The organism is Mesorhizobium sp. M7A.F.Ca.CA.001.08.2.1 (assembly GCF_003998455.1).
GTDB classification, from domain to species: domain Bacteria; phylum Pseudomonadota; class Alphaproteobacteria; order Rhizobiales; family Rhizobiaceae; genus Mesorhizobium; species Mesorhizobium ciceri.
Genome location: NZ_RZPW01000831.1, coordinates 1 through 2,594, shown reverse-complemented (window position 1 = coordinate 2,594; position 2,594 = coordinate 1). Strand labels below are relative to the sequence as shown.

Annotated in this window: 4 protein-coding genes; 1 reads left to right on the top strand and 3 read right to left on the bottom strand. The window is 62.3% G+C overall.

The window, feature by feature from the left end; genetic code table 11:
• Positions 1-100 precede the first annotated feature (100 nt).
• On the bottom strand, positions 101-706 hold the full coding sequence (locus tag EN914_RS31680; RefSeq protein WP_024502959.1) for a tetratricopeptide repeat protein: 606 nt from the start codon (positions 704-706) through the stop codon (positions 101-103).
• A gap of 112 nt (positions 707-818) precedes the next feature.
• Positions 819-944, bottom strand: a complete 126-nt coding sequence (gene ykgO, locus EN914_RS31675) for a type B 50S ribosomal protein L36 (protein WP_006203764.1) — start codon at positions 942-944, stop codon at positions 819-821.
• Positions 945-1,184: 240 nt separating this feature from the next.
• Here ykgO and EN914_RS31670 point away from each other — a divergent pair, with 240 nt between their 5' ends.
• Positions 1,185-1,607, top strand: coding sequence for a lysozyme inhibitor LprI family protein (locus tag EN914_RS31670; protein WP_024502960.1), 423 nt, complete (start codon positions 1,185-1,187; stop codon positions 1,605-1,607).
• Between the two features lie 6 nt (positions 1,608-1,613).
• Here EN914_RS31670 and EN914_RS31665 read toward each other — a convergent pair.
• A partial coding sequence (locus EN914_RS31665; RefSeq protein ID WP_127389513.1) for a 5-(carboxyamino)imidazole ribonucleotide synthase occupies positions 1,614-2,594 on the bottom strand: 981 nt, incomplete at its 5' end.

Below are 2,594 nucleotides of genomic sequence, written 5' to 3'. Positions count from 1 at the left end.
GAGTAGGGGAGTAGGGGAGTAGGGGAGTAGGGTGTGTGTTCCGCAGGTGCGATCTGCCCCTACGGTCTTACTGCCCTATTCCCTTACTCCCCTAGAGCAATCAAATGCCTTCACCGGCAAGTTCCTCCGAAATCGTGCCGACCTGGTCCTGGGCGCTGCGCATCATCGGATAGATGGCCAGCACCTTTTGCCAGGCCTCGAGCGCCGATTGCTTGTGGCCGGTCAGCGCCATGATCTGCGCCAGGCCGGACAGCGCACCGAAATGGCGCGGCTCGAGCTGCAGCGTATGGTCGATGTCGGACATCGACTTGCCGTAGTTCTTCATCATGAAATGGACGGTGGCACGTCGGTTCCAGCCCTCGGCATAAGTCGGCTGCAAAGTCACCACCTGGTCGAGGAAATCGAGCGCGACGTCGAACTTCTGGCCCTCGACGGCTTTTTGCGACCATTGCATCATCAGGTCGATCGAGGCGCTGCCGGATTGCGACCACTCGCTCCAGATGTTGCCGGCGATGCGCTCCGCCGCCTTTTCGTTGCGTTCGCGTTTCAAGTCGCTGAACAGCTGATCGAGGCGGGCTTGTTTCGTCGTTGCGGCGGGCGGCGCATCCTGAGTGGACGGCGGCGCGACAGCACCATCCGCCCATGCCGGGCCATAAATGACGCCGGAAACAAGCAGAGATGTCAAAAATGCAAAAGGAATCCGCATCGCCGGACTCTAGTCCCGGGCGAGAGAACGTCAAACTGAATTTGGCGTGAAAAGGCCGGCAGACGGCGACAAGCATCAAATGGGCGGAGGCGACAGCCTCCTGCCCGAAAACTCAGCCCTGACGTGCCTTGTAGCGCGGGGCGGTCTTGTTGATGATGTAGATGCGGCCCTTGCGGCGAACCAGCTGGTTGTCGCGGTGACGCGCCTTCAGCGCCTTGAGCGAATTCTTGATCTTCATGGTCTTGCCTGTCGGTGTGGACCCGGTTGGGTCGAAATTTTAAGGCGCGCCAGAAGACGCGCCTTTGAACTGTGGGTGGCTCATAAACGAGGAGCCTTGTCCCTGTCAACCGCAAGCGTGCTCCATAGCGGCTGTGAATCATCCCTGTCATCAATTATCCGCCATGTCTGCCTTGCGGCATTGCGCGGCCCTGGGCCGGCTGGGATGATGCGGTCGCCGTGAAATGATTTGGAGACGACTATGCGCCGGATGTTCCTGGCCGCCTGCCTTGTCCTGCTGGCGGCAGCTTCGGTTGCGCGCGCGCAGGAATGCGACCGCAGCGACGACAGCCAGCAAATGATGAACATCTGTGCCGGCGAGGACTACCAGGCGGCCGACGCCAGGCTCAACACGGCCTATCAGAACCTCATCAGCTCGGACGATGCCAACGGCAAGAGATTGCTGCAGGTGGCGCAACGCGCCTGGATCACTTTTCGCGATGCCGAGTGCGCGCATTCCACCGCCGCCAGCGAAGGCGGATCGATCCATTCGATGGAAGTTTCGCAATGCCTGACCAGATTGACCAATGACCGCGTCAAGCAGCTCGCTGCCGCGGCCAATTGCGAGGAAGGCGATGGGAGTTGCGCCAATCCAGGGCAGGACGAGAGCGACGACGCGCAGTAGGCAACCTTATGAGGCGCGACGTCTGATCCGAGTGAAATGACCCATCTTGCGGCCGGGCCGCGCTTCGGCCTTGCCGTAGAGATGCAGCATCAGATCGGGCTCGGCGAGAAGCTCCGGGACGCGCAGCACATCGTCGCCGATCAGGTTTTCCATCACGCAGTCGGAATGGCGGTCCGGGCCGCCGAGCGGCAGGCCGGCGATGGCGCGGATATGCTGCTCGAACTGCGAAACGACACAGGCGGCTTCCGTCCAATGGCCGGAATTGTGCACGCGCGGCGCGATCTCGTTGGCCAGCAGCGAGCCATCGGCCAGCACGAAGAACTCGACGCCGATGACACCGACATAGTCGAGCGCCGCAAGGATCTTCGATGCGGCCGTTCGGGCTGCTTGCGCCGTCTCCGGCATAATGGCGGCCGGCAAGGTCGATGTGTGGAGAATGCCGTTGCGATGGATATTCTCGGCTGGATCGTAGGCGACAACCGCACCGTCCAGCCCACGCGCCGCGATCACCGATATCTCGCACTCGAACGGCACGAAGGACTCCAGAATCAGCGGCACATTGCCCATCGCCTCGCATGTGCCGGCAAAACCGCCGGCTTCCATGTTGCGGAAGACGCGCTGGCCCTTGCCGTCATATCCCATGCGCCGGGTCTTCAGGATGCCGCTGCCGTCGGATGCTTTCAGCGCCGCCGCCAGCTCGTCATCATTGTCGACGGCGTGGAAATCGGCGGTGGCAATGCCGATGCCGTTGAGGAATGTTTTTTCGTCCACCCGGTCCTGCGCCACTTCCAGCGCACGCGCCGGCGGATAGACCGGAACCTTGGCCGCCAGCGCGCTGGCCGCCGCGACCGGGACGTTCTCGAACTCGTAGGTGATGACGGAACTCGACGCTGCCAGGTCGGCAAGGGCGGCCGGGTCGTCATAGGCGGCTGTTATCTGCCGGTTGGCGACCTGTGCGGCCGGGCAATCCGCTTGCGGCTCCAGCAC